This is a genomic window from Sphingobium quisquiliarum P25 (assembly GCF_000445065.1).
GTDB lineage: Bacteria > Pseudomonadota > Alphaproteobacteria > Sphingomonadales > Sphingomonadaceae > Sphingobium > Sphingobium quisquiliarum.
In genome coordinates, this window is the sequence record NZ_ATHO01000162.1 from 1 (window position 1) to 23,917 (window position 23,917).

Sequence of the window (23,917 nt, forward strand, 5' to 3'; positions counted from 1 at the left end):
GGTTTCCTGGCCAATTTGTGGGTTGGCGGCGACAAGACGCTGGCGAAGGATGTGGCGGGATATTTTCACCTTCTGGCCGACATCTTCCTTCACCTGATCAAGATGATCATCGCGCCGCTGGTTTTTTCCACGCTGGTTGCTGGCATCGCCCATATGGGGGACAGCGCCGCGCTGGGGCGGATCGGCGGGCGGGCGCTCGCCTGGTTCATCATCGCCAGCCTGATCTCGCTGACGCTGGGCCTCATCTTCGTCAATTTCTTCGCGCCGGGCGAAGGGCTGAACCTCGTCCGGTCGGGCGCGGAATCGGGCGTGAACACCGAAGCGCTCAACTTCAAGGATTTCGTCCTGCACGTCTTCCCCACCTCCATGGTGGGGGCGATGGCGGAAAACTCCATCTTGCAGATCGTCGTCTTCTCCCTGTTCGTGGGCGTGGCGCTGACCGCCATCGGCGACAGGGGCAAGCCGATCATCACCGTCATCGAAGCGATGGTCGAACTGATGCTGCAAGTGACCGGCTATGTCATGCGCATGGCCCCCTTCGCCGTGTTCGGCGCGCTGGCGTCGGCGATCACGACCGAAGGGCTGGGCGTGCTCAAGACCTTCGGCGAGCTTGTCGGCGAATTCTACCTGTCGCTGTTCGCGCTCTGGATAATCCTGTGCTGCGCGGGCGCGCTGTTCCTGGGGCGGCGCATGGGCAAGCTGCTCAAATATGTGCGCGAACCGCTGCTGATCGCCTTCTCCACCGCCTCGTCGGAAGCGGCTTACCCCAAGATGCTGGAGCAGCTCGACCGCTTCGGCGTCCCCCGCCGCATCTACAGCTTCGTGCTGCCGCTGGGCTACAGCTTCAACCTGGACGGGTCGATGATGTATTCGACCTTCGCCACCATCTTCATCGCCCAGGCCTATGGCATCGACCTGCCGATCGCGACGCAGATCACCATCCTGCTGGTGCTGATGGTGACCAGCAAGGGCATCGCCGCCGTTCCCCGCGCCTCCCTGGTGGTGGTGGCGGCGACGCTGGGCCAGTTCGACCTGCCGGTAGAGGGCATAGCCTTCATCCTGGCGGTCGATCACTTCATGGACATGGGCCGCACCGCCACCAACGTGCTGGGCAACGCCATCGCCACATCCGTCATCACCAAATGGGAAGGCATGCTGGAGGTCGAGGAACCCGACTATGTCCCCCATCCCAAAGCCCCGGCCCACACACCCGCCCATGGCCGCGCCGGGCTGGAACTGGCATCCGACATGGTGGAGGACGACCGGCGGCGCTAACCGGCCGGTCCGTCAGCCCGCCCGCATCCGCCCCGCTGCAACATTAGGCACGGTCAGCGGTTCATCGAAGATGCGCACCTCGGCAGGCACATCATGACGCGCGCGGGCAAGGCCGCCTTCTCCCTGCAATGGCAGATGCTGGCGGGCTTTCTCGCGGGGCTGGTCCTTGGCCTGATCGTCCATGCGAGCGCGCGGGACGCGGCTTGGGTCGATCATGTCACCACCTATGTGACGGGCCCGATCGGGCAAATCTTCCTGCGGCTGCTGTTCATGCTGGTCATCCCCCTGCTGGTCTCGGCACTGATCGTCGGCATCGCGGAAATGGGGGAGATGCGCGCGCTGCGGCGGGTTGGGCTCAAGACGCTTCTCTACACGCTGCTGGTGTCCAGCATCGCGGTCGCCATCAGCCTCGCCGTGGTCAACCTGCTGCGCCCCGGCGCGGGTGTCGATCCGGTTCAGGCGCAGGCGATGCTGGACAATGCCGGAGCAGGCGCGCACGCCATATTGGCGCGGGGCGGCGAAACGCCCCAGGGGATGAACGCCCTGATCGCGATGGTGCCCGACAACATCATCAGGGCGATGGCGGACAACGACATATTGGCCGTGATGGTCTTCGCCCTGTTCTTCGGCATCGGCCTGGTGCTGGTGCGCACCGACCACACCAGACGGCTGCTGTCGGCGATGGAAGGGCTGTTCGAAGTCACCATGCGGCTGATGGGGCTGGTCATCCGGCTCGCGCCCGTCGCCATCGCCTGCTTCATGTTCAACCTTGCCGCGCAGTTCGGATGGGAATTGCTGGAGCGCCTGTCCGCCTATGTCGGCGTGGTGGTGCTGGCGCTGGCCCTCCAGATGATCGGCGTCTATTCGCTGCTGCTCGCCCTTATCGCGCGGCGTTCGCCGCTGGCCTTCTTCGCGGCCGCGCAGGAGGCGATGGTGATGGCCTTCGCCACGGCGTCGTCCAATGCGACGCTGCCCACCGCCATCCGCGTAGCGGAGGAAAAGCTGCACCTGCCCCGCCGCATCGCCCGCTTCGTGCTGACGATCGGCGCGACGGCGAACCAGAATGGAACCGCGATGTTCGAAGGCATCACGGTGCTTTTCCTCGCGCAATTCTTCGGCATCGAACTGGATTGGGCGCAGCAGTTGATGGTGATGCTGGTGTGCATCCTTGGCGGCGTTGGAACCGCGGGGGTTCCGGCCGGATCGCTTCCGGTCGTGGCGATGATCCTGGGCATGGTGGGCGTGCCGCCCGAAGGCATCGGACTGGTGCTGGGGGTGGACCGCCTGCTCGATATGTGCCGCACGACGCTGAATGTCACGGGCGATCTGGTGGCGGCGACGGTCATCGCCTCGGGCGAGCCGCCCGAAAGCGTCAGCGCGCCGCCTTCGCCGCCTCCGCCCACCAGATGAGGCTGCTGGCAAAACCGGAAAAGCCGCGTTCGAGCGCCGCGCCTGCGTCGCCTTGCGGTTGGCCCTGCTCATCGATCGTCTGGCCGATCTGACCGGCGCTCAGCCGTTCGGGGATGACGGCCATGCCCATGGCGGACAGAGTCACCGTCCAGTCGGCATGGCTGTTCACCCCGGCATAGCGGCCCGCCGAATAGCTGGCGATACCGGCGGGGCGGCGGTCGAATTCCTTGAGATAATGGTCGACCAGATTCTTGAGCCCCGGCTGGATGCCGCGATTATATTCGCCCGCGACAAAGACGAAGGCGTCGGCGGCGGTCAGGCGTGCCGCAAGCGCGCTCATCGCTTCGGGCGCTTCGCCGGGCGCATAGTCGCTATAGCGCTGGTCGAGCATGGGGAGGCCCACCTGCATCGCATCCACAAGCTCAGCCTTGTGGCCGAGCTTCTGAAAGCCGCCGACAAGATAGCCGGCAAGGCGGATACCCACGCGATTGCGGCGGTAGGAACCGTAGAGGACGAGGATGTCGAGGGACATGACAGGCTCCGTTGCTGGGCACGCGTTCGCCCGCAACGGTAGAGAATAGCGCTACCTCCAGCAATGGCACTGGCCGGGACCCGGCGTGGCCGAGGCTCATCCGACCGGCGAATCCGCTTTTCAGGTTTCGCGCAGAGCCCGCAGAGACGCAGAGCGATTGCGTCCCGTCACCAAACTCTGCGCCTTCTGCGGGCTCTGCGCGCATTTATTTCACGCGGAGGCGCGGAGATGCTGCGTGCGGCACCATCGTCCGTCTTTCTCCCCTCGCCTCCAAATGCATGCTTTATTGGAAGCGCTACGCGGGCCTTCCAATCACTCCGCGTCTCCGCGCCTCCGCGTGAAAATAAATTCTGAGCGCTAACATCAGCAGCCCGCCCGCCGAGCCAATGACGAACGAAAGCTCCTACCGCAGCTTGGCGATGGAAAGCCCATCCTGCTTGGCACGGGCCTTCACTGACTCCTCGCTGCGGGTCAGCGCCTTGGCGATCGCCTTGAGCGCCATGCCCTTCTTGGCCAGCGTGTGCAGCTTTTGCAGCTCGTCCGCTGTCCAGGGCTGCTTGTGACGCTCGAATCGTTTGTCAGTCATGGCATAAGCATGTGTGGATATTCAGTTCAGGGCGAGGCGAAAATGCCGGGGTTCGAGAACCGGCGCGCAGCGTGCTTCCGGCACGTGAGCACCGGAAGCGCAGAAAACTGGCATTTGCAGCCTCGCGCTGAGCTGAATAGCCGCACATGCTAGTCCGCGAAGGGGTCGCGGACGAGGATGGTGTCCTCGCGCTCGGGGCTGGTGGAAACGAGCGTGACCGGGCAGCCGATCAGTTCCTCGATCCGGCGGATATATTTGATCGCCTGCGCGGGCAGGTCGGCCCAGCTGCGGGCCCCCGCCGTGGTGTCCTGCCAGCCTTCGATGTCCTCATAGATCGGCTCCGCCTTCGCCTGGTCCTGCGCATGGGCGGGGAGGTAATCATAGCTCTGGTCGCCGATGCGGTAGCCGACGCAGATTTTCAGCGTTTCAAAGCCGTCGAGAACGTCGAGCTTCGTGAGCGCGATTCCGGTGACCCCCGACACGGCGACCGACTGGCGCACCAGCACGGCGTCAAACCAGCCGCAGCGGCGCTTGCGTCCGGTGACGGTGCCGAATTCATGGCCGCGCTCGCCCAGGCGCTGGCCTACGTCATTCTCCTGCTCGGTCGGGAAAGGACCGGAGCCGACGCGCGTCGTATAGGCCTTGACGATGCCCAGCACGAAGCCCGCGCCATTGGGGCCAAGGCCAGTGCCGCTCGCCGCCGTGCCCGCGACTGTGTTGGAAGAGGTGACGAAGGGATAGGTGCCGTGGTCGATGTCGAGCAGGGTTCCCTGCGCGCCTTCGAACAGGATGCGCTTGCCTTCGGCCTTCGCCTTGTTGAGCGTCAGCCAGACGGGCTTGACGAAAGGCAGGATGAAGCTGGCGATGTCGCGCAACTCCGCCATCAGCGCGTCGCGGTCGATCGGGGCTTCGTTGAAACCGGCGCGCAGGGCGTCGTGATGGGCGGTCAGGCGGTCGAGTTGCGGACCCAGGTCGTCGAGATGGGCAAGGTCGCAGACGCGGATCGCGCGGCGGCCGACCTTGTCCTCATAGGCCGGGCCAATGCCGCGGCGGGTGGTGCCGATCTTGCCCGCGCCGCTCGCATCCTCGCGCAGGCCGTCCAGGTCGCGGTGGAAGGGCAGGATCAGCGGGCAGGTTTCGGCGATCTGGAGATTCTCCTGAGTGATCTCCACACCCTGCCCCCTGAGCTTCGCCACCTCATCCCGGAAGTGCCAGGGGTCAAGGACCACGCCATTGCCGATGACGCTCAACGTGCCACGGACGATGCCCGAAGGGAGCAGCGAGAGCTTATAGACCTTCTCCCCCACGACCAGCGTATGCCCGGCATTATGGCCGCCCTGGAAGCGGGCGACGACATCAGCGCGCTCCGACAGCCAATCGACTATTTTACCCTTGCCTTCGTCGCCCCATTGGGCGCCGATCACGGTCACATTTGCCACAGATACAGTCCTCCGCCCGCCGCGCGGACCGGCCATGCCCTTCGACGGGACTCGGCATGCCGGTGGGATCAAGTTGGGCGCGAACGCCTCATGCGGGCCGCGCGTTAGCCCTGTGAGCGTGACGCGTCAAGCGTGCTGCGGTGCAACCGATCGTCCGTTCGTTTCGAGCATGGTCGAGAAACGCAAGAACAGCGCTTGCCGCTTCTCGACTACGTTCGGAGCGAACGGGGCAGAATCAATAAGACCGGGGCTCCTCCCCATCCAGCCAATGCGTACAGCGTAGCGCCTCGCCATTTTCCTGCCCCGTGAGCGCGGCGACCGTCTGCCAGCCCTCTCCGCGAAGTTGCGCGGCGCGACTTTGATCATGGTGGAGGGGCAGAAAGAGCCGCCTGGGCGCCTCCGCACCGAACCCCGCGTCGATCAGCGGATCGGGGTAGAGGGAAAAACCCATGGCGGGTTCATCCGAACCGTCGGCGCGGGTGATGGCGTAGCTGCCGCCCCGGCCGATCTCGCCGGTGAAACCTTCCGCGAAGATCGAGAAGCCGAACCAGTTCTGATATTCGAAGCCATGACGCTCGGTGGGATCGAGCGTCAGGGTGATATCCCAGCCGATCGGCTTTGCGATGGCTCGCAGACCAGCGATACGGCTGTCGATCGCACCGCCGAGCCGGGCGTTGAGCGCTTCGAGCTTTTCCATCGCGGGATGGAAGGGCCCGGCTGCCTCGATCAGCGGGAGATAGGCGGCGGCGGCCGGGCTGATCGCGGCGAGCGCGCCTGCATCCTTGGCGTCCAGTTCGGCGCGGACAGCCTCGATTTCTTCTGGCGCGAGCGGGAGCGGACCGGCGGCAAGCCCATCAATCAGGTCCGGCAGGGTGAAGTCGATGGTGATGCCGGTGACGCCCGCAGCCTGAAGGGCTTCGATCGCGACGTTGACGATCTCCACCGCCGCCGCGCTGCTGTCGCTGCCGATGAGTTCAGCGCCTACCTGAAGGCGTTCGCGTTCGGGGCGGAGCTGATTCGCGCGCAAACGGATGACTGGGCCTCCATAGGAGAGGCGCAGCGGGCGCGGCGCGCTGGCGAGGCGGGTGGCGGCGATGCGGCCAACCTGCGCCGTCATGTCGGGGCGGAGCGCCAGACTGCGCTGCGACACGGGGTCGACGGCGCGGACCAGATCCTGCGCGCGCATGGATTTGAGGCGGCCGACGAGCGTTTCCTCAAACTCGGCGAGCGGGGGCATGACACGCTCATAGCCATGGGCGGCGACCGTATCGAGCACGCGGCGCGCAAGCCGCGCGGAGGCTTCGGCCTGCGGCGGCAGGCGGTCGGAGAGCCCTTCGGGAAGGAGGCCGGGGGGGATGCTGGTCATGGGCTGGCCTTTAGGCAACATCGGCCAGATTATCCAGCCTCCGTTCAGTTCGAGCTGGTCGAGAAGCGGTCAGAGCAACCGTTTCTCGACTTCGCTCGAAACGAACGGGGATCAGGAGATAGTTCAGGCGAAGCGCAGCAGTTTCACCGTCTTCACGCCTGTGAGCTTGCAGATGTCGGCAAGCACTTCCTCGCTCACCGCGCCATCGACCGAGAGCAGCAGCACCGCTTCGCCACCCTGATTGCGGCGGCCAAGGTGGAAGGTGCCGATGTTGACATTGGCCTCGCCCAGCGTCGAACCCAGGCGGCCGATGAAGCCGGGCGCGTCCTGATTGACGATGTAGAGCATGTGCCCAGCAAGGTCGGCTTCCACCTTGATGCCGAACAGTTCGACCAGGCGCGGCTGCGCATTGCCGAACAGCGTGCCCGCGACCGACTTGTCGCCAGCCTCCGTCTTGACCGTCACGCGGACGAGGGTCTGATAGTCGCCCTCGCGATCGTGACGCACTTCGCGCACGTCAAGGCCGCGTTCCTTCGCCAGGAAGGGCGCGTTGACCATGTTCACCGTGTCCGAATAGACGCGCATCAGACCAGCCAGCACCGCAGCGGTGATCGGCTTCTGGTTGAGTTCGGCGGCATGACCTTCGACCTCGACCGAAACGCCCTGGATCTTGTCGCCTTCCAACTGGCCAACGAGGCTGCCCAGTTCCTCCGCCAGAGCCATGTAAGGCTTGAGCTTCGGGGCTTCCTCGGCCGACAGGCTGGGCACGTTCAGCGCGTTGGTGATGCCGCCGTCGAGCAGATAGTCGCTAAGCTGCTCGGCCACCTGGAGCGCCACGTTCACCTGCGCCTCGTCGGTCGACGCGCCCAGATGCGGGGTGCAGATGAAGTTGGGCGTGCCGAACAGCGGCGATTCCTTGGCCGGTTCAGTCGCGAACACGTCAAGCGCGGCGCCAGCGACATGGCCCGAATCCAGCGCTTCCTTGAGCGCGGCTTCATCCACCAGACCGCCACGGGCGCAGTTGATGATGCGCACGCCCTTCTTGGTCTTGGCGAGATTTTCCTTGCTGAGGATGTTGCGGGTCTGATCGGTCAGCGGCGTGTGCAGCGTGATGAAGTCCGCCTTCGCCAGCAGCGTGTCGAGATCGGCCTTTTCCACGCCCATTTCCACGGCGCGTTCCGGCGTCAGGAAAGGATCGAAGGCGACGACCTTCATCTTGAGGCCGAGCGCGCGGCTGGCGACGATCGAGCCGATATTGCCCGCGCCGATCAGGCCCAGCGTCTTGCCGGTGACTTCAACGCCCATGAAGCCGTTCTTCGGCCACAGACCCTGCTGGGTCTGGGCATTGGCTTCGGGGAGCTGGCGAGCCAGCGCGAACATCAGCGCAATGGCATGTTCGGCGGTTGTGATCGAGTTGCCGAACGGGGTGTTCATGACGATCACGCCCTTGGCCGAAGCCGCCGGAATATCGACATTATCGACGCCAATGCCCGCGCGGCCGATGACCTTGAGGTTGGTTGCGGCGTCAAGAATATCCTTGGTGACCTTGGTCGAGCTGCGGATGGCGAGGCCGTCATATTGGCCGATGATCGCCTTCAACTCTTCCGGGGTCTGGCCGGTAATCTCGTCAACCTCGATCCCGCGTTCACGGAAGATCGCGGCGGCGCGGGGGTCCATCTTGTCGGAAATGAGTACCTTGGGCATGGGAATGCTCCTTACTGGAATATGGGAAAGCCGTTCGGGCTGAGCAAAGTCGAAGCCTTCAACTGAGCGAAGCGAAGTGGCCTCCCCAATGGTCGGCCAAGCCCTTCGACTTCGCTCAGGGCGAACGGAATTAGGAGATGTTAAGCAGCCTTGGCCGTTGCATAGGCCCAATCGAGCCACGGACCCAGCGCCTCGATATCGGCGGTTTCGACCGTCGCGCCGCACCAGATGCGCAGGCCTGCCGGAGCGTCGCGATAACCAGCGACGTCATAGGCGGCGCCTTCCTTTTCCAGCAGGCCAGCCATGCTCTTGATGAAGGCTTCGTCCGCCCCCTCGACCGTCAGGCAGACGCTGGTGGTCGAACGGGTCGCAGGATCGGCGGCGAGATGGCCGAGCCAGTCGCGCTCCTCGACGATCTTGTTCAACGCCGCCGCATTGGCGTTGCTGCGCGCGATCAGGCCTTTGAGGCCGCCCAGAGACTTGCCCCATTCAAGCGCGAAGATCGCGTCCTCGACCGCCAGCATGGAGGGCGTGTTGATCGTCTCGCCCTTGAAAATGCCTTCGGCGAGCTTGCCCTTCGCCATCAGGCGGAAAACCTTCGGCAGCGGCCAGGACGGAGTATGGGTTTCGAGCCGCTCGACCGCGCGCGGGCCGAGGATCAGCACGCCGTGGCCACCCTCACCGCCCAGCACCTTCTGCCAGGAAAAGGTGGCGACGTCGATCTTGGTCCAGTCGATCTCATAGGCGAAGACGCCGCTGGTGGCGTCGGCAAAGGTCAGGCCTTCACGCGTCGCAGGAATCCAGTCGGCGTTCGGCACGCGCACGCCGGAGGTGGTGCCGTTCCAGGTGAACAGCACGTCGTTGGAGAAATCGACGGTGGAAAGGTCGGGCAGCTGGCCATAGTCAGCGCGAATGATCGTCGGGTCGAGCTTCAACTGCTTGGCGGCGTCCGTCACCCAGCCTTCGCCGAAGCTCTCCCAGGCGAGCGTCGTGACGGGGCGGGCGCCCAGCATCGTCCACATCGCCATTTCGAAGGCGCCGGTGTCGGAACCGGGAACGATGCCGATGCGGTGGGTGTCGGGCAGGTTCAGCAGCTCGCGCATCAGGTCGATGCAGTAGCCGAGGCGGGCCTTGCCGATCTTGGCGCGATGCGAGCGGCCGAGGGATTCAGCGCTCAGCTTGCCGGCGCTCCAGCCCGGAGGCTTGGCGCAAGGACCCGAAGAAAAATAGGGGCGAGCCGGCTTGGTGGCGGGCTTGGCCGCGGCGGGCGCAAGAGTGGCGTCGGCAGCAGTCGTATCAGTCATGTAATGCGTCTCCTTGCAGAGAGCACGCGCGGCGTTGGGACCGCGTGGCCCGGCGGCCGCTCTAAAGACCGCCGGGCAAGAGTCAAGCCGCCAAAGAGTCCAATCGACGCTCTGGATGCGATGAACCGTTGCGCTTGTTAACCCACAGGATAGCAGAGCATGGTAAATGGTCGCTCATGAAAGAGCGGGCTTGGGGGAAAGCGGTAATGCGCGGCGCGGGGCAAGCGGGCCTGCTGTCGCTATGTCTGGCGTTGGCGTCGTGCAGCGGGGACATTGTGCCGCGCGGCCGGGTCGAGCGCCCGTCCAAGCCGGTCAAGAGCGCGCGCCCCGCCGCACCGCCGCCCATGGAATTGCGGCAATGCCTGGTGAAGCTGCAATCGCAATCCGTGCTGTTTACCCCCCTGCCCGACCAGAATTTCGGCGGCGGCTGTTCGGCGAAGGGCAGCGTCAAGCTGCTCGACATCGGCGTTCCAGCCACCAATTTGGGGGCGATGACATGCGGTCTTGCGGCCAATTTCGCTGCCTGGGCGCGTTATGGGGTGCAACCCGCCGCGCGGCTGATCCTGGGCGCGGAGATCGAAAAGATCGAAACCTTCGGCACCTATAATTGCCGCCCGATCGCGGGGAGCGGGAAGCTTTCCGAACATGCGCACAGCAATGCGGTGGACGTGTCGGCCTTCGTCCTGTCGGACGGGCGGCGGATCACGATCGAGCAGGGCTGGAACGGCGATCGCCAGACGCGGCAGTTCCTGCAAATCGTGCGGGCCAGCGCCTGCAAGCGGTTCCGCACCGTGCTGAGCCCCGACTATAATGTCGCGCATCGCGATCATTTCCATTTCGACATGGGCGGCCGCGGCGGCTTCTGCCGCTGAACGCCCCCTTGGGTTTTACGGCCCGCGCGCCTAAGTTCAGTGCGATGACAAAAAAAGAAATCGAAGAACGCAAATTCCGTCCTGCGCGGCAGGAAGCCGCCGACGCCCAGAAGCAAGCCGGAACCCCGCAGACCAGCAGCGCCGCCTATCGCCTGGCCTTTCAGGACACGGAATTCCTGTTGCGGGAGGATTTGCGGCCCGTGCGGTTCCAGCTGGAATTGCTGAAACCCCAATTGCTGATGGACGAAGCCCGGATCGAATCGACCTTCGTATTTTACGGGTCGGCTCGCATCCCGGAGCCCGATCAGGTGCAGGCGCGGATCGAGGCCGCGACGACGCCCGAACAGCGGCGGATCGCTGAAAATCTGGGCAAGAAGGCCCGCTATTATGAGGAAGCCCGCAGGCTGGCGCGGATCGCGGCGCAATATCCGGTGACGGAAGCGGGGTGCCGCCATTTCGTGGTCTGTTCGGGTGGCGGGCCGTCCATCATGGAGGCGGCCAATCGTGGCGCGGCGGATGTAGGCGCGCAGACGATCGGCATGAACATCGTGCTGCCGCATGAACAAGCGCCCAACCGATTCGTGACGCCGGAGCTTTCCTTCCAGTTTCACTATTTTGCGCTCAGGAAGATGCACTTCCTGCTTCGCGCGCGGGCGCTGGCCGTGTTTCCCGGCGGCTTTGGCACCTTGGATGAGATGTTCGAGCTGCTGACCCTCATCCAAACCGGCAAGATGAAGCCGATTCCGGTGCTGCTGTTCGGGCGGGACTTCTGGACGCGGGTGGTGGATTTAGATGCACTGGCCGATGAGGGCGTGATTTCGCCTTCGGACCTGAATTTGCTGACATGGGTCGAAACGGCCGAGGAAGCGTGGGCGGCGGTGCAGAGTTTCTATGAGGATAGCGCTGCGCCCGGATGCGGGTGAACCTAGCGGCACAGCCTCTTGAAAAATCTTCGCGTTCTCTGCGCCTCTGCGCCTCTGCGCGAACAATTTTTTGCGCGCAGGGGCGCAGGGAACGCAGAGAGAAAGATTTGAGGCCGCTTTGCGGCAGGGTCGTGGCTGGCATGCCCTTGCCTCCCTCGGCTCACAAGACTAGGGCCCCGCCATGCGCGCCGAGCTTGCCCATGTCGATTGCTGGATCTTCGATCTGGACAATACACTTTACCCGGCGAAGGCGGACCTGTTCGCGCTGATCGACGTCAAGATGGGCGAATTCATCCAGGGCCTGCTGGGCTGCGACCCGGACGTCGCCAAGGCCACGCAGAAACGTTACTTCATGGAACATGGCACGACGCTGTCGGGCCTGATGCACCATCACGGCATAGAGCCGCGAGCCTTCCTCGACTATGTGCATGACATTTCGATGGACCGGCTGGAGGTGGACGAGGCGCTGAACGCGCATATCGCCGCCTTGCCGGGCCGCCGCCTGATCTTCACCAATGGCGATGCGGCCTATGCGGAGCGGGTGCTCGACAAGCTGGGCCTATCCGGCGCGTTCGAACTGATCCACGACATCCATGCCTGCCAATATGTTCCGAAGCCCGATCCGTCTGGTTATGCCGAACTGTGCCGCGTCCATGGCGTGGACCCGTCGCGCGCCGCCTTTTTCGAGGATATGGCGCGCAACCTGAAGCCCGCCAAGGCGATCGGCATGTCCACCATCTGGGTGAACAACGGGTCCGAGGCGGGCAATCACGAACATCACCCGGACTTCATCGATTTCGAAACCGGCCATCTGACGCCGTTCCTGGCCGACATCATTGGGGAAAGACCATGAGCCAAGATCTGATCGCGACCATCGACGCTGCCTGGGAAGACCGGGCCAATGTCAGCCTGACGACGCAGGGCGAAGTGCGTCAGGCCGTGGACAAGGCGCTGGCCCTGCTGGACAGCGGCGCGGCGCGGGTCGCCGAACCCACGGGTGCTGAAGGTTCTGGCGGCTGGCAGGTCAATCAGTGGCTGAAGAAGGCGGTGCTGCTGTCCTTCCGTCTCAACGATAATGCCATGATCGGCAATGGTCCGGGCGCTGGCCACTGGTGGGACAAGGTGCCCAGCAAGTTCGCAGGCTGGGACGAAACGGCCTTTCGCGCCGCCGGTTTCCGCGCGGTTCCGGGCAGCTTTGCGCGGGCGGGGTCGCACATCGCGAAGAATGTCATCCTGATGCCGAGCTTCGTCAATATCGGCGCTTTCGTCGATGAAGGCACGATGGTCGATACCTGGGTGACGGTGGGCAGTTGCGCACAGATCGGCAAGAATGTGCACCTGTCGGGCGGCGTCGGTATCGGCGGCGTGCTGGAGCCGTTGCAGGCCGACCCGGTCATCATCGAGGATGACTGCTTCATCGGCGCGCGGTCGGAAGTGGTGGAAGGCGTGCGCATCGGCAAGGGTTCGGTGCTGTCGATGGGCGTCTTCATCGGCCAGTCGACCAAGATCGTGGACCGCACCACCGGCGAAGTTTTCATGGGTGAAGTACCATCTTACTCGGTCGTGGTGCCGGGGTCGCTTCCGGGCAAGCCGCTGCCCGACGGGACGCCGGGGCCGAGCCTCTATTGCGCGGTAATCGTGAAGCGGGTGGACGCGCAGACCCGGTCCAAGACGGGGATCAACGAACTGCTGCGGGATTGATGTCCCGCTACTCCCCCGGCCGCTAGCGGGAAGGCAGCCTGACAGAGCGATCGCTTCGCGATCATACACACCCCAGCCCCTCCCTTAACGGGAGGGGCTTATAAGATTGGCGGCGCTCGCTTACATAGCCCCAATGCCGCCTTCCACCCCCGACAACAGCCCCCTTCCGCCCGTCTGGGCGACCTTGCGGCGGTTTCTTCCCTATCTCTGGCCATCCGACGCCCCGGCGCTGCGGCGGCGGGTGTCCATCGCCATGCTGCTGGTGGTGCTGGCGAAGGCCATCAGCCTGGCCATGCCCTTCGCCTACAAGGCCGCGATCGACCGCATGGCGCCGGGCATGGAGCCCGCCGTCGCGCTCGCCATAGCGCTGGTCGCCGCCTATGCGGGCGCGCGGTTCGGCAGCGTCCTCTTCGACAATCTGCGCAATGCCGTGTTCGAGCGGGTGGGGCAGGAAGCCGGGCGGCGGCTGTCGGACGATGTGTTCGTCCATCTCCACCGCCTGTCGCTGCGCTTCCATCTCGACCGGCGGACGGGCGCGGTCACGAAGATCGTCGAGCGCGGCACGAAAAGCATCGACACGATGCTCTATTTCCTGCTGTTCAACATCGCGCCGACGGTGCTGGAGCTGGCGGCGGTCTGCGTCATCTTCTTCGTGAAGTTCGGGCCCGGCCTGGTCATCGCGACGCTGGTCATGGTGGCGCTCTACATCTGGTTCACCCGCACCGTCACCGAATGGCGCAACCAGTTGCGCCGCGACATGGTGGACATGGACACCAACGCCGTCGCCCATGCCGTGGACAGCCTGCTCAATTTCGAAACGGTCAAATATTTCGGCGCGGAGGAGCGGGAAGCCGCCCGCTACGGCACGGCCATGCGCCGCTATGCCAACGCCGCCGTCAAGTCGGAAAACAGCCTCGCCTGGCTCAACATCGGCCAGTCGCTGATCACCAACCTGATGATGGCGGGAGCGATGGGCTATACCGTATGGGGATGGAGCCGGGGCAGCTTCACCACCGGCGACGTGGTGCTCGTGAATACGTTGCTTAGCCAGCTATTCAGGCCGTTAGACCTGCTGGGCATGGTGTACCGCACCATCCGGCAGGGCCTGATCGACATGGAGGCGATGTATAACCTCATCGACACCCAGGCCGAGATCGCCGACGCTCCGGGTGCTCCGGCCTTGAAGGTGACGGCGGGCGAGGTGCGTTTCGACCATGTGCGCTTCGGCTATGATCCCGACCGCGAGATATTGCATGATGTCAGCTTCACCGTCCCGCCCGGAAGGACGCTGGCGATCGTTGGGCCTTCGGGCGCTGGCAAGTCCACGATCGCGCGCACCCTGTTCCGCTTCTACGACATTCAGGGCGGCCGCATCCTGATCGACGGACAGGACATAGCTCAGGTCACGCAATCGTCGCTTCGCGCGTCGATCGGCATCGTGCCGCAGGACATGGTGCTGTTCAACGACACGGTCGGCTATAATATCGGCTATGGCCGCGCGGGCGCGACGCAGGCGGAGATCGAGGCGGCGGCCAGGGCAGCGTCCATCCACGACTTCATCATGCGCCTGCCGCAGGGCTATGACACGCGGGTGGGGGAGCGGGGCCTCAAGCTGTCAGGCGGCGAAAAGCAGCGCGTGGCGATCGCCCGCACGCTGCTCAAGGACCCGCCGGTGCTGGTGCTGGACGAGGCGACCAGCGCGCTCGACAGCCGGACCGAGATGGAGATTCAGGACGTGCTGCGCAACATCGCGCGCAAACGCACGACCTTGATCGTGGCGCACCGCCTGTCCACCGTCGTCGATGCGGACGAGATCATCGTTCTGGATCAGGGGCGCATCATCGAGCGCGGGCGCCATGCCGATCTGGTGCGGGCGGACGGGCTTTATGCCGCCATGTGGGCGCGGCAGGCAACCGAGCGGGATGAGCCCGTCATGGAACCCGCCTACTCCACCCCGCACTAGCAACGATGGGCATTCAGCCCTGGGACAAGGTGTCGGCGTCGGTGATCCGCACCACCCTGTTGCTGATCTTGACCGTCTTCACCACCAGCGACGTTTCGACATGAGTGACGCCCTCGACCTCCAATATCCTGCCCGACGCCAGCCGGTGCAGGTCGTCGAGATCGTGATAAAGACAGGTCGCCATGACGTTGAACGGGCCAAGCATGATCATCACCGCTTTCACTAGCGGGATGTCAGCAATGTCGCGCGCGATGCGGCGGACATGGGCGGTGTCCGCCTGAATGGCCATGAAGGCGATATTGGCGGCCTTTTCCAGCTTCATGCCGGTCAGCGCGGTGAAGGCGATCAGCTTTTCCTGCTGCAAGCGCTTGATCCGCCCCCGCACCGTGCCTTCGTTGACGCCAAGGTCGCTTGCGATCTTGCGGTTCGAAACACGCGCATCCTGCGCCAATATGCCGATCAGCTGGCGGTCGAGATCATCCAGTTCCGGCCTGCTCATGCGGCGCTCCTGCTGTCGACCGGCCCTGTGTCCAGCGCATAGCGGACGATGTCCAGCCCAACGGCAGGGGTCATCGACTTGATGCCGGGCACCTTGGCGAATGTGCCGGTGATGAGCGGCGGCAGTTCGTCAATGTCCCGCAGCGTCAGCAGCAGGCTGATCTCATAACTGCCCGTCACCAGATGCGCCGCGAAGACTTCGGGAAAGACGGCCAGATCCTCCGCCACCTCCAGCGCCGGACGGCCGCTGACCTGGACCGCGAGGTGGATGAGGATATGATAACCATGGACCGCGAAGTCCGACACGGCGACGACGCGCAGCATGCCCGCTTCCTCCATCCGCCGGATGCGCGTGGACACGGTGGAAGCGATCAGATTGAGGGATTCGGCGATCTGCTGGTTGGTCGCCCGGCCATTTCGCCGCAACTGCTCGACAATCTTCCGGTCCGTCTCATCGAACGCGAACATATCGTTCATATAGTTATTCAACCCCTTTTCGGCCGCCGGTCTTGCCAGCAAAGGGCCGGAAGGTCGAATCGAAACAACATCGCGAAGCGCAGCGCCATCCGGCCCGCGCGATCAACAATGTTCAGGAAGGCCCGCTTGTGCGGCCATAATGATGAGGGGAAATGGTGCTGCCGGCGAGGATTGAACTCGCGACCTCAGCCTTACCAAAAACTCGCGGGCACTTTTCGATCATTCGCCAAACTTGTAGATTACAAGATAACTACCTGAACTAACGAGATTTTCTTGTCTTTTTAGCGCAGCCACACTACTCTCCTTTTAGCCACTTTTTCGGTCCGCGTGCTTCCGTAGCGCTTCCGCGAAAGCAGCGTAAAAGCGTGGAGTAGCAATATGGTAAGGCTCACCAAGCGCGTCGTCGAGGCAGCTTCTGCTTCCGTGAAAGACGTTTTCCTGTGGGACGGCGAGATTTCGGGCTTCGGCGTGCGCGTTTTCACGTCCGGAAAGCGTAGCTACCTCATCCAATATCGAGTCGGTGAGCGGACCCGGCGCAAGACGATCGGATCGCATGGCGTCTGGACCGTCGAAACCGCACGGACCGAAGCCAAGATTCTGCTCGGCAAGGTTGCCCACGGGGAAGACCCGATCGACGACGAGCTACGCGCGTCGCTGACGGTCGCCGGCATTTGCGATCGGTATCTGACGGAAGGGCTCGCGACCGCGAAGGAGGGCTCGATCAAGCAGGCCAAAGCCAATATCGAGAATCACATCAAACCGCTGCTTGGAAAGACTCTGGCCACGCGCCTCACCCGCTCGGAGGTCCAGAAGATGATGCGCGACATTGCCGCAGGGAAGACCGCCAAGGTCGAGAAGCTCGGTCCCCGGTCGGTATCGCGGGTACGCGGCGGCAAGGGAACAGCCAACCGCGTCGTCAACACTTTGTCGGCCGCCTTGGCGCTGGCGGTCGACGACGGCCTCCGCCCGGACAATCCGGCGATGAAGGTGAAGAAATATCCGGGCAGGAAGCTTGAGCGCTTCCTGTCGCCGGAGGAGTTGGCGCAGCTCGGCGGAGTCTTGGCAGCTGCCGAGGCGATCGGCGTCGAAAATCCCTATGCGATCGCGGCGGTGCGACTGCTGATCCTCACGGGATGCCGCAAGAACGAGATCCTCAAGCTCAAGCGCGAGTGGATCGACACCTATCATCGGTGCCTGCGCCTGCCCGACAGCAAGACCGGAGCAAAGGTCGTGCATCTCGGCGAGCCCGCCCTGCGCCTCATCGCATCTCTCGCGCCGGTCGACGGAAACCCTTACCTGCTGCCTGGGCGGGGCCACGGCACACATGTCACCAATCTCGATAAGGTCTGGCGCCGGCTCAGCAAAAGCGCGGAGCTGGAGAACGTGCGCATCCACGATCTCCGTCATAGCTTCGCTTCAATGGGTGCCAACAACGGCGACAGCCTACCTGTGATCGGGGCTTTGCTCGGGCACCGCTCCACCAAGACCACGCAGCGCTACGCGCATCTCGCCGATCACCCTGTTCGCTCCGCTGCCGATCGTATCGCAACGCGAATCGCGGATTATCTCGACATCACGCCGGAAATCGATGCGGATGCAGCCGAGTTGGCAGAGGTTGTTATCATCGGTATCGCTCCTGCTCTCAATGAACCCGAAGCCCGTCCCGATCCCGTTCTTGGCAAGGCGATCCGCACCAAATGGCTCGATACTCGCGCCGCAGCCGCCTTCCTCGGCAACACTGTCGGCACGCTGCAAACCTATCGCTGGATGGGAACCGGACCCGAGTTCACAAAAATCGGGCGGCGCGTGGTCTATTCGCTCGATAGGCTCATCGCGTGGCGCGATGCCGCAGTCGATCCAGCAAATCCCTCGAAGCTGAAGCTGGTCGCCTAGCCAAGTTCATCGCCTGTGGATCAGAGCCGATGCCCCCCTGCCATTGTCGTCATGAGTGTTGATTACTGTTGAGAAGTGCCCCGGGGTTGGAGTGGGCCCCTGGGGTCGGACAGGTTTCAGGCCGCGGATTTGACCATAGTTTTGGCGTGTAACTCCTCAAACTGCACCGGGCTCAAATAGCCCAGGGCGGAATGTAGTCGGCGTTGATTGTAGACGCGGTCGATGAACGGTGGAAGATGGGTGGCGACATCCTCGAAAGTCTCGAACGCCATCGGGTTAGACCGCCTCGACCTTGAGCGTTTTCATGAAGCTTTCCGCCTTGGCGTTATCGTAGGGATTTCCGCGCCGGCTCATCGATCCGGTGATGCCATTGGCTGCCAGCAGCGCACGGTAGGTAGCGGCTGCGTACTGGGGGCGGATTCACCCACTCCAATCCGGGGTGAATATCTGGTGCCGATTGACACACCAAAGGCCTACGACGGACACTGCTTTTTGTCTGGAACAAACTCATCGATCAGCCTTAGTGACAATGCCTTGGCCGAAACCATCAACGGCCTTTGCAAGGCCGAGGTGATCCGATCGTGTCCCAAGGCATGGTGTAGGTTCGCCGGCGTAGCCATGGCGAACTCCGGCTAGAGCCGGGTTGATCACGCTGCCATAGGCGGCAGGGTGACGAGAGGATCCCCGCTCATGGGGTCAGTGCACAGACCATGTGAACCGCGATCATCCCGCCGCCATGGTCGACCTCGCGCTCGCGGACATAGCCGAGGCGCTCGTACAGCGCGATGTTCGCGGTCATCAGCGCATTCGTGTAGAGGCGGGTGCCGGAAAGGCCGCCGGCACGCGCGAGATCCTCGGCATGGCGCATGAGGCGCCGCCCGAGCCCCTCCCGCTGCCGCTCGGGATCGATCGCGACGTTCACGATCAACAGTTCGCGGCCTTCCGCCACCGTCTCGATCAATCCGACCAGCTGGCCCTCGTCAACAAGGACGTCGAAGCGATGCGCGGCAAAAGCGCGATCATAATCGGCATTGATTGGCTTGGGCGGCCGCGGCGTCACCGTGATCCAGCGAGCGTAGGCGCGCCGCACGAGTGCGCGGATATCGGGGACATCCTCCTTAATCGCGCGGCGAAGCGTTGGTTCGCGCACGGCGTCGGCGAGTGCTGCGCGCGCGGCCTCGCACCCGCTCACCAAGGCCGGCTCGCTTCGTGAAGGTGAAGGTCCGTTGCTGCGAAATCCTTGCCCGTGCAGAGCAGCGGCTCGCCGCGCTCCTTGGCCACAGCATAGACCATGAGGTCGAGCAGGTTGAGCGGCCCGCCATTGCCATTACCGGAACCGTACTGAGGCTCGGCTTCAATGGCTATCCTCGCTTGCGCCCACGTAAATGCAGCAAACTCGCACCCATATCGCTCGAGGCGGGCAAGCAACTCCTCAGCCTCCCGCCTCTTACGCTGTCGGATCCCACTAGCCACGCGCAAGAACTCGACACACACCGGCGCGGGTATCGAGCCTCGTTCATCGGCCATCGCAAGGAGCAGTGGCCCGCTCTCCGGCTCGTCGGCCAGCACCGCGACCAGCGCGGAGGTATCGATGATCATCGCGGCAAACCATCCTCATCCCACAGTTCCGCATCGATCTCCGCCATACTGGGAAAAGTCCCTTTTGGAACTCGCGCCTGGATTGCCCTGATGTCAGCGAGAAATGCTTCGCGATCGCGCTCTGCCGGGAGCGGCATACGATCGAGGGCTTCCTCGATGATCTCGACCTGGCTGCGCCCGTCGCGGGCGAGCAACTCCAGGCGCTTCAGCGCATGATCGGAGCGGATGGTAATGGCCCGCTGCTTACGACGGGGTGGTTGCTGGGCGGCGGTGGCCATGACGGCGCTCCTCTAGGCTCGATTTGGTCCGCTTCCCAATATATCGATCCGTGCTGCTACGCGCAAGCACGCCTCGTAAGACCATAGAAGCGGGAGCGCGGAGTTTTGCTGATATCGTTCGGGCCGCGCCGCCGTAGCTGCGCTCGATCGTATCTTGTCATTGATATTGCGAGGCGCTCGCATTAATGGGGTGCCGTCCAGACATCAGGGGGGCATATGAAGCTGCGTCAGTTCGGTTTTTGTCTTTTAGCGTCCGTATCCGGTCCCGCTCTGGCTCAGGAGGCCGGTGCGGGCGACGGGTCGCGCGGAAACGAAATCATCGTGATCGCGACCGGGCAGAGTTCGGCAGTGTCTGCGTCAAAGGCGGAAACCCCGATCATCGAGTCGCCGCAGACCATCTCGATCGTCAACCGTGAGGAGATGGATATCCGCGCGGTCAGCACCGTCAGCGATGCCCTGGCCTACACGGCCGGGGTCAATGTCGAATCGAGCGGCATCGACAGCCGCACCGACGAGATCACGGTGCGCGGTTTCGGTGCGGGCGGCTTCTCGTCCAACAGCAACTTCGTCGACGGCCTGCGCCTGCCAAATGGGGGACAGTGGACCCGCACCCAGTTCGACCCCTTTGGCATGGAGCAGGTCGAGGTCCTGAAAGGTCCGTCCAGTGTTCTTTATGGGCAGACAGCGCCGGGCGGCATCATCAACATCGTGACGAAACGGCCCACGCAGGACTTCCATGGCGAGGCAATGCTTCAGGCGGCGGGCTTTACCGACCTTGGGCGCTGGCAGTTCCAGGGCGCAGCCGACCTGGGTGGGCCGCTCAACGCCAGCGGTACGTTGTCCGCGCGGCTGGTCGGCCTCGTCCGCGACGGCCAGACCCAGATCAACAAGACGAGCAACAGCCGCTATTATGTCTCGCCCTCGCTTACATGGGCGCCGAACGATGATGTCTCATGGACGCTGCTCGGTCAGTATCAGCGCGATGATGGAGGATCGACCTATCAGTTCCTGCCGATGACGGGAACGCTGCTGCCCAGTAACGGAGGGCGAATCGCCCTCGACGAATATCTCGGCGAGCCCGAGTGGAACGCTTATGATCGCGACCAGATACTGGTGGGGTCCTTCTTCCGCGCGAAGCTCAACGATAATATCAGCTTTCGCAACAGCGTCCGCTATACGCATCTCAAGTCGCTCTACCGGGTAACGGTGCTGTCCGGCGACACGCTTGACGCCTCGACCCCGGGCGCGGCCACCTGCGCCAGGATGGTTGCGAGTTATCCGGCCGCCTATGCGGGCTGTATACCGGGCCAAACCATTGGCCGCCGCGCGGTGCAGGGCGCCGGTGAAAGTGACGGCATTGCCATCGACACCAGCCTGCAGGCCAAATTCTCCACCGGCGCGATCGAACATACGCTGATGGCTGGCGTCGATTATTTCTATACCGACTGGGAGCATTATCGCGACCTCGTCGTCCTGCCGGGGCTCCCCCGCGGCCAGGTCGAGCCGCTGCTTGACTTCTATAATCCCGTGCCGCGAGGCGCCTCCCACTATGCCGCGAACCTCACACCGCAGATCTATACCGAGGTCGAAAGCGACCAGCTGGGGCTGTATCTTCAGGACCAGATCAGGATCGGCGGGCTGCGCGTGACGATCGGCGGACGCCAGGACTGGGCGCGCGACGACCAGACAAACACCATCACCGGTCAGCTTTTCACAACGAAATCGGATGCGTTCACCTGGCAGGCCGGCGCGGTCTATCTCTTCGATAACGGGCTCGCGCCTTATCTGAGCTATTCCGAATCCTTCCAGCCGCAGGTCTCCGATCCCACCTCCAATGTGGATGGGCTGCCGTTCGTCCCGACAACGGGCCAGCAATATGAAGGCGGCATTCGCTTCGAACCGCGCGGAACGCACGCTTATTTCACGCTCGGCGGCTACCAGATCACACAGCAGAACGTGGTTACCCCCGATCCTTTGGGGAGGCTTTGCGGGACGAGCGTCTGTAACGTTCAAACGGGCGAGGTCCGGGTGCGCGGGCTGGAGTTCGAAGCACGCGCCGCGACCGATATCGGCCTGACCGCCGTTGGCAGCATCACCCGCGCATGGTCGAAAGTGACCAAGAGCAATACGCCGGCCGAGCTGGGCAACCGCCTCACCGTGACGCCCGAATGGCTGGGCTCCGCCTTTCTCGACTATCGTCTGCCCGAAGGCGCGCTCCATGGTCTCGGGATCGGCGGCGGTGTACGCTATACGGGCAAGAGCTGGGGCGATCTGGCCAACAGGATCGAACTGCCGGGCCGCACCCTGTTCGATCTTTTCGTCCGTTACGATTTCGGAAAATCGACGCCCTCACTCGATGGGTTGTCGCTCTCGATCAACGCGCGCAATCTCACCGACAAGACCTATGTCGCGACCTGTTCGGGGACATCGTCCTGCTTCTATGGCTCCGGACGTACGGTCACCGCCCGCATCCAGTACCGCTGGTAATGCGCTGCTGGTCGACATTCCTGGCGGTGCTGCCTGGAGCACTCTGCCCGGCTATCGTCCCCGCCTCGGCGGTGACGGCCGGAGAGATCCGGACCGCGGAACAGCCCTATGTGATCGCGAACAGCGCCGTGCTGACTGTTCGCTCGCAAACTGGCGAGGCTTATCAGGTCTATGTGGCATGGCCGGACGGCACGCCGCCACCTGATGGCTGGCCCATATTGTATCTGCTCGACGGCAACGACCAGTTCCCGGTCGCGGTGGCGACCGCCCGCCGCATGGCGCGCATGCCTGAGCGCAGCGGCGTGTCGCCGGGTATCATCGTGGGGATAGATGCCGGCCCCCTTTCCCGCCGCTCACGAGACTATACGCCTCGCGCCAACCTCCCGGCCGGCTTGATCCGCGGCCCGGGCACGCATCATCCGACCGGGGGCGCGGACGCGTTTCTCACATTTCTGACGACGCGGATTAAGCCGGTGGTGGAAGGCCGCTGGCCTGTCGATCCGGGCCGCCAGACGCTGGCCGGCCATAGTTTCGGCGGCCTTGCCTCGCTCTACGAGCTGCACCGCTTCGGCCACTTCACCGGCTATGCCGCGATCAGCCCCTCGCTCTGGTTCGGCGGCGGGACCGTGCTGCCGGATAATGTTAGGCAGTTTGACGGTCATCGTTCATCTCCACCGTTCTGGCAAAGCGCTTTGTTCCGCGCTCTCCATTTCTTGGTGACGCCAACTTAGGGCTCGACCTTTGCGATGATAATCGGGATAAATCGCGATGTGACATCGTGAAAAGTAGGACAATGCTTCAGGACGGTTTGGTCGAGTTTGATGCGGTTTTAGCCATTGCGCGGCGCGGGTCGTTCCGAGCGGCGGCGCTGGAGCTTAGCGCATCTCTCCGGAGCAGCGGCAATCGCAAAAGCGCCCGCACTCTATCTGGCTCAGATCCAGCATATGTCCGCCATCCACTGCCCAGTGCCAGGAGCACGGCGATCTGATCGGCGATCAGCGTCGTCTGCGCTACGGCCACATCACCAGCGCGGCGCGCTCGATGGCCTAAGAGGCTCGCCTGACCCCTCAGCGTGGCGGATAGCCCTCCAGTCCGCGCCCGAGCGTCTCCAGCACGGCGCAGGCGGTCCGCAGGTCGGCTTCGCTGACGCCAGAGAGCGCCTGGGCGAAGAGGCGCTCCCGCGCCTGTCGCATCCGTCGCACCGCCAGGCGGGCCTTGTCCGCGATCTCGATGAGAGAGGCGCGCGCGTCCGCCGGGTCCTTGCCCCGAAGTATGAACCCGTCCGCCTCGAGGGTTTTCAGGCGCGGGGTCAATGTCGGCATCTCCACGCCGTGATAGGCGGCGAGTTCGGACACGCGAATGGGCCCGGAGCGCTCGAGGTATTCCAGCAAGGTCCAGGATGTGGGTGGGAGATCGTACCTGGAATCGCGGCCGAGCGCGTGGGCGAACAAGCAATGGGACACCTGCGCCAGCACGGCCCAGGTCTGCTGTTCCATCGCTGCGATGAGATCATCTCCGTTCACGTCGAGACCTCTTGCCGTCGACTCAATTTGGTTTGCTTAGCCTAACCAATTATATACGGGCTGACCAACCAATCGCATTAACCTCCA

Annotated in this window: 22 protein-coding genes and 1 pseudogene; 10 read left to right on the forward strand and 13 right to left on the reverse strand. The window is 63.7% G+C overall.

Annotation, left to right across the window (positions count from 1 at the left end; translation table 11 throughout):
• Positions 1–1,275, forward strand: a 1,275-nt coding sequence (locus L288_RS39880) for a dicarboxylate/amino acid:cation symporter (RefSeq protein ID WP_021239775.1), incomplete at its 5' end; no start/stop codon positions are given.
• A gap of 93 nt (positions 1,276–1,368) precedes the next feature.
• A complete protein-coding gene (locus L288_RS39885; protein WP_021239776.1) occupies positions 1,369–2,685 on the forward strand; it encodes a dicarboxylate/amino acid:cation symporter in 1,317 nt (438 codons plus the stop codon).
• On the opposite strand, the gene L288_RS39890 is transcribed toward L288_RS39885, so the two are convergent.
• From L288_RS39890 to L288_RS39915, 6 genes are all read right to left on the reverse strand, one after another.
• Positions 2,648–3,217: an NADPH-dependent FMN reductase gene (locus L288_RS39890; RefSeq protein WP_021239777.1), complete on the reverse strand. Its 570-nt coding sequence runs from the start codon at positions 3,215–3,217 to the stop codon at positions 2,648–2,650. The two genes, L288_RS39885 and L288_RS39890, sit on opposite strands and share 38 nt — an antisense overlap.
• Before the next feature lie 403 nt (positions 3,218–3,620).
• Entirely contained in the window at positions 3,621–3,803 is a 183-nt protein-coding gene (locus L288_RS39895; RefSeq protein ID WP_021239778.1) for a hypothetical protein, read from the reverse strand.
• A 149-nt stretch (positions 3,804–3,952) separates the two neighbouring features.
• A complete protein-coding gene (locus tag L288_RS39900; protein WP_021239779.1) occupies positions 3,953–5,242 on the reverse strand; it encodes an adenylosuccinate synthase in 1,290 nt (429 codons plus the stop codon).
• Positions 5,243–5,477: 235 nt separating this feature from the next.
• Positions 5,478–6,608, reverse strand: coding sequence for an ATP phosphoribosyltransferase regulatory subunit (locus tag L288_RS39905; protein ID WP_021239780.1), 1,131 nt, complete (start codon positions 6,606–6,608; stop codon positions 5,478–5,480).
• A gap of 123 nt (positions 6,609–6,731) precedes the next feature.
• Positions 6,732–8,312, reverse strand: coding sequence for a phosphoglycerate dehydrogenase (gene serA, locus L288_RS39910; protein WP_021239781.1), 1,581 nt, complete (start codon positions 8,310–8,312; stop codon positions 6,732–6,734).
• Positions 8,313–8,452: 140 nt separating this feature from the next.
• Positions 8,453–9,616, reverse strand: coding sequence for a phosphoserine transaminase (locus L288_RS39915; protein ID WP_021239782.1), 1,164 nt, complete (start codon positions 9,614–9,616; stop codon positions 8,453–8,455).
• Between the two features lie 176 nt (positions 9,617–9,792).
• Here L288_RS39915 and L288_RS39920 point away from each other — a divergent pair, with 176 nt between their 5' ends.
• From L288_RS39920 to L288_RS39940, 5 genes are all read left to right on the forward strand, one after another.
• Complete coding sequence (locus L288_RS39920; protein ID WP_030539318.1) at positions 9,793–10,488, forward strand: extensin family protein; 696 nt, start codon at positions 9,793–9,795, stop codon at positions 10,486–10,488.
• Between the two features lie 44 nt (positions 10,489–10,532).
• Positions 10,533–11,411 (forward strand): LOG family protein, encoded by an 879-nt coding sequence (locus L288_RS39925; RefSeq protein ID WP_021239784.1) that lies wholly within the window; start codon positions 10,533–10,535, stop codon positions 11,409–11,411.
• Between the two features lie 181 nt (positions 11,412–11,592).
• Positions 11,593–12,264, forward strand: a complete 672-nt coding sequence (locus L288_RS39930) for a pyrimidine 5'-nucleotidase (RefSeq protein ID WP_021239785.1) — start codon at positions 11,593–11,595, stop codon at positions 12,262–12,264.
• On the forward strand, positions 12,261–13,112 hold the full coding sequence (gene dapD / locus L288_RS39935; protein WP_021239786.1) for a 2,3,4,5-tetrahydropyridine-2,6-dicarboxylate N-succinyltransferase: 852 nt from the start codon (positions 12,261–12,263) through the stop codon (positions 13,110–13,112). The genes L288_RS39930 and dapD overlap by 4 nt, the downstream gene beginning before the upstream one ends.
• Positions 13,113–13,245: 133 nt before the next feature.
• Entirely contained in the window at positions 13,246–15,075 is a 1,830-nt protein-coding gene (locus L288_RS39940; RefSeq protein WP_021239787.1) for an ABCB family ABC transporter ATP-binding protein/permease, read from the forward strand.
• Between the two features lie 13 nt (positions 15,076–15,088).
• Here L288_RS39940 and L288_RS39945 read toward each other — a convergent pair whose 3' ends face one another.
• Positions 15,089–15,574: an Lrp/AsnC family transcriptional regulator gene (locus L288_RS39945; RefSeq protein ID WP_021239788.1), complete on the reverse strand. Its 486-nt coding sequence runs from the start codon at positions 15,572–15,574 to the stop codon at positions 15,089–15,091.
• Positions 15,571–16,050 carry an Lrp/AsnC family transcriptional regulator gene (locus L288_RS39950; RefSeq protein ID WP_021239789.1) on the reverse strand — a complete coding sequence of 160 codons (480 nt, stop codon included), beginning with the start codon at positions 16,048–16,050 and terminating at the stop codon, positions 15,571–15,573. Before L288_RS39950 ends, L288_RS39945 begins: the two co-directional genes overlap by 4 nt.
• Positions 16,051–16,428: 378 nt before the next feature.
• Between L288_RS39950 and L288_RS0122330 the strand changes: the two genes are divergently transcribed.
• Positions 16,429–17,943: a tyrosine-type recombinase/integrase gene (locus L288_RS0122330; protein ID WP_021239790.1), complete on the forward strand. Its 1,515-nt coding sequence runs from the start codon at positions 16,429–16,431 to the stop codon at positions 17,941–17,943.
• Positions 17,944–18,059: 116 nt separating this feature from the next.
• Here the strand turns inward: L288_RS0122330 and L288_RS44035 are convergent.
• The 4 genes and pseudogenes from L288_RS44035 to L288_RS39970 form a co-directional block, all read right to left on the reverse strand.
• A pseudogene (locus tag L288_RS44035) lies at positions 18,060–18,354 on the reverse strand (transposase); the annotation flags it as partial.
• Between the two features lie 277 nt (positions 18,355–18,631).
• The gene (locus L288_RS39960; protein ID WP_236613078.1) at positions 18,632–19,135 is read right to left on the reverse strand and encodes a GNAT family N-acetyltransferase; all 504 of its coding nucleotides are present in this window, start codon (positions 19,133–19,135) and stop codon (positions 18,632–18,634) included.
• Positions 19,132–19,542 carry a type II toxin-antitoxin system VapC family toxin gene (locus L288_RS39965; protein ID WP_021239793.1) on the reverse strand — a complete coding sequence of 137 codons (411 nt, stop codon included), beginning with the start codon at positions 19,540–19,542 and terminating at the stop codon, positions 19,132–19,134. Before L288_RS39965 ends, L288_RS39960 begins: the two co-directional genes overlap by 4 nt.
• Positions 19,539–19,820: a hypothetical protein gene (locus L288_RS39970; protein ID WP_021239794.1), complete on the reverse strand. Its 282-nt coding sequence runs from the start codon at positions 19,818–19,820 to the stop codon at positions 19,539–19,541. The genes L288_RS39965 and L288_RS39970 overlap by 4 nt, the downstream gene beginning before the upstream one ends.
• A 216-nt stretch (positions 19,821–20,036) precedes the next feature.
• Here L288_RS39970 and L288_RS39975 point away from each other — a divergent pair, with 216 nt between their 5' ends.
• Positions 20,037–22,307, forward strand: coding sequence for a TonB-dependent siderophore receptor (locus L288_RS39975; protein ID WP_021239795.1), 2,271 nt, complete (start codon positions 20,037–20,039; stop codon positions 22,305–22,307).
• 110 nt (positions 22,308–22,417) lie between these two features.
• Positions 22,418–23,038, forward strand: a complete 621-nt coding sequence (locus L288_RS0122340) for an alpha/beta hydrolase (protein ID WP_161625682.1) — start codon at positions 22,418–22,420, stop codon at positions 23,036–23,038.
• 336 nt (positions 23,039–23,374) lie between these two features.
• On the opposite strand, the gene L288_RS39980 is transcribed toward L288_RS0122340, so the two are convergent.
• Positions 23,375–23,830 (reverse strand): MarR family winged helix-turn-helix transcriptional regulator, encoded by a 456-nt coding sequence (locus tag L288_RS39980; protein WP_021239797.1) that lies wholly within the window; start codon positions 23,828–23,830, stop codon positions 23,375–23,377.
• Between the last annotated feature and the right edge of the window lie 87 nt (positions 23,831–23,917).

What these genes read in the sequence shown, in the direction of transcription:
- L288_RS39885 (WP_021239776.1), top strand. Translation starts at nt 1,369, where the DNA reads ATGACGCGCGCGGGCAAGGCCGCCTTCTCCCTGCAATGGCAGATGCTG.
- L288_RS39890 (WP_021239777.1), bottom strand. Translation starts at nt 3,217, where the DNA reads ATGTCCCTCGACATCCTCGTCCTCTACGGTTCCTACCGCCGCAATCGC.
- L288_RS39895 (WP_021239778.1), bottom strand. Translation starts at nt 3,803, where the DNA reads ATGACTGACAAACGATTCGAGCGTCACAAGCAGCCCTGGACAGCGGAC.
- L288_RS39905 (WP_021239780.1), bottom strand. Translation starts at nt 6,608, where the DNA reads ATGACCAGCATCCCCCCCGGCCTCCTTCCCGAAGGGCTCTCCGACCGC.
- serA (WP_021239781.1), bottom strand. Translation starts at nt 8,312, where the DNA reads ATGCCCAAGGTACTCATTTCCGACAAGATGGACCCCCGCGCCGCCGCG.
- L288_RS39915 (WP_021239782.1), bottom strand. Translation starts at nt 9,616, where the DNA reads ATGACTGATACGACTGCTGCCGACGCCACTCTTGCGCCCGCCGCGGCC.
- L288_RS39920 (WP_030539318.1), top strand. Translation starts at nt 9,793, where the DNA reads ATGAAAGAGCGGGCTTGGGGGAAAGCGGTAATGCGCGGCGCGGGGCAA.
- L288_RS39925 (WP_021239784.1), top strand. Translation starts at nt 10,533, where the DNA reads ATGACAAAAAAAGAAATCGAAGAACGCAAATTCCGTCCTGCGCGGCAG.
- L288_RS39930 (WP_021239785.1), top strand. Translation starts at nt 11,593, where the DNA reads ATGCGCGCCGAGCTTGCCCATGTCGATTGCTGGATCTTCGATCTGGAC.
- dapD (WP_021239786.1), top strand. Translation starts at nt 12,261, where the DNA reads ATGAGCCAAGATCTGATCGCGACCATCGACGCTGCCTGGGAAGACCGG.
- L288_RS39940 (WP_021239787.1), top strand. Translation starts at nt 13,246, where the DNA reads ATGCCGCCTTCCACCCCCGACAACAGCCCCCTTCCGCCCGTCTGGGCG.
- L288_RS39945 (WP_021239788.1), bottom strand. Translation starts at nt 15,574, where the DNA reads ATGAGCAGGCCGGAACTGGATGATCTCGACCGCCAGCTGATCGGCATA.
- L288_RS39950 (WP_021239789.1), bottom strand. Translation starts at nt 16,050, where the DNA reads ATGAACGATATGTTCGCGTTCGATGAGACGGACCGGAAGATTGTCGAG.
- L288_RS0122330 (WP_021239790.1), top strand. Translation starts at nt 16,429, where the DNA reads ATGGTAAGGCTCACCAAGCGCGTCGTCGAGGCAGCTTCTGCTTCCGTG.
- L288_RS39965 (WP_021239793.1), bottom strand. Translation starts at nt 19,542, where the DNA reads ATGATCATCGATACCTCCGCGCTGGTCGCGGTGCTGGCCGACGAGCCG.
- L288_RS39970 (WP_021239794.1), bottom strand. Translation starts at nt 19,820, where the DNA reads ATGGCCACCGCCGCCCAGCAACCACCCCGTCGTAAGCAGCGGGCCATT.
- L288_RS39975 (WP_021239795.1), top strand. Translation starts at nt 20,037, where the DNA reads ATGAAGCTGCGTCAGTTCGGTTTTTGTCTTTTAGCGTCCGTATCCGGT.